The sequence below is a fragment of the Neisseria sp. HMSC31F04 genome (genome assembly GCF_001807735.1).
GTDB lineage: Bacteria > Pseudomonadota > Gammaproteobacteria > Burkholderiales > Neisseriaceae > Neisseria > Neisseria elongata.
Genome location: NZ_KV790815.1, coordinates 1 through 1,539 on the forward strand (window position 1 = coordinate 1; position 1,539 = coordinate 1,539).

Consider the following 1,539-nt stretch of genomic DNA (forward strand, 5'->3'; position numbering starts at 1 on the left):
ACTGGAGAGAGAGGCTCTTTTTCAGTCGGGTTAGCGTGCCTGTAAGTGTCACCATCAGCAGCCACTTTCTGTTGTTCTCGCTGATTGCTCAATGCTGTTAACTCTTTACGTAACTTTTGTACCGCTGGAGAATCTACCGGGTTATGCAGCCCGATCCCTATTGTCGATTACCTGCCCAACAGCCAAAACGAGCGGCGCATCACACCCGAGGTCCATGTCCGCCTGCATAACGAGGAGTGTGCGGCTGTTTCGCGGTGCGGCCTACGGCATCATCACCACGCACAAATTAAGACGTATTGCACAAAAATCCAGTTTAATCTAAGATTCTGTCTTAAGTTAAACTGGATTTTGTTGTATTACCCACGTCACCTGCAATCCGTCCTGCAAAAGCTGTCCGCCCAATTTCCCGCCGTATTGCTGACCGGTGCGCGGCAGGTCGGTAAATCCACGCTGCTTCAGCACATTGCGCCCGAATACGGATACCTTACCTTAGACGATCCCTTGCTGCTCGACCAAGCCAAAAACGAGCCGCAACTGTTTTTATTGAACCACACGCCGCCGCTGATTGTGGACGAAGTCCAATACGCCCCTGAGCTGTTCCCCCTGCTGAAAATGGATATAGATCGGCGCAAGCAGAACGGCCTGTATCTGCTGTCCGGTTCGCAGGCTTTTGAGTTGATGCAAAACGTCAGCGAAAGCCTGGCCGGGCGTATTGCGGTATTGAAATTAAACGGATTGTCGTGGCGCGAAATGCGCGGCGATGGTTTTCAGGCCGCCTTTGTGCCGGACGAAGGTTATTTGGCCAACCGGAAACCCGTATTCAGGCTACCCGAACACGAAAATATCTGGCAGATTATCCACCGCGGCGATATGCCGCGCTTAAAGGATGATACCAACAAATGGCTTCAATGTTCGTCCAAAGATCATAAATTCCTTCTCCGTTTGTTTGGAGCAAAACGAAAATTGAGCAGTCAGGAAATCGGTGAGCTGCTGGCAAAAGGTTACTTGTCTTCCCGTACTGGTTTTGTCGGTAAAAAGGGCAAACCGTTTTCGGCCGCTTTAAAAATGGCAGCCGACGGCAGTATAGAGTTTGATTTTTCAGATTGATGGTTATGGTACTAACTGACAAAGACTTGGAAAAATGGGGCAGGGTGCTGCCTGTACTACCTGAAAACCTATATATAAACTTGGAGAAATATTTACTGACCGCAAACGAAAATCCCGACTTAATCGATGCGGACATGGTCGTAACATCTTATCTTCAAGACATTGGAGACAAATTATTTGAGGCTGTAGAAGCAGTCCGAAAAGAAGGTAATGAAGAATTCTGTTTTCGGGGTGGTTTGCCTATGACTATTAGGTCTGACGGCCGCATCTGTTTATTCAGTGGGAGTGCCGCACTGAAGTTTTCCTTTCTGCAGCCGGAGAAAAATATTTGGTTAACGCAAGAACAGATTGATAGGCGTGGATTTTCGCTGAAAGAAGCCGGCAACCCGATCAAAATATTAGGGGCTGACGTAGATTAGCAGTTATGCTAGG

The 1,539-nt window shown here is 48.3% G+C and carries 2 protein-coding genes; both read left to right on the forward strand.

Annotated elements, in window-relative coordinates; all coding sequences use genetic code 11:
- Nucleotides 1-351: 351 nt before the first annotated feature.
- Entirely contained in the window at nucleotides 352-1,107 is a 756-nt protein-coding gene (locus tag HMPREF3107_RS07680) for an AAA family ATPase (RefSeq protein ID WP_168160534.1), read from the forward strand.
- Nucleotides 1,108-1,112: 5 nt separating this feature from the next.
- The gene (locus HMPREF3107_RS07685) at nucleotides 1,113-1,526 is read left to right on the forward strand and encodes a hypothetical protein (RefSeq protein WP_141742856.1); all 414 of its coding nucleotides are present in this window, start codon (nucleotides 1,113-1,115) and stop codon (nucleotides 1,524-1,526) included.
- Nucleotides 1,527-1,539: the final 13 nt, after the last annotated feature.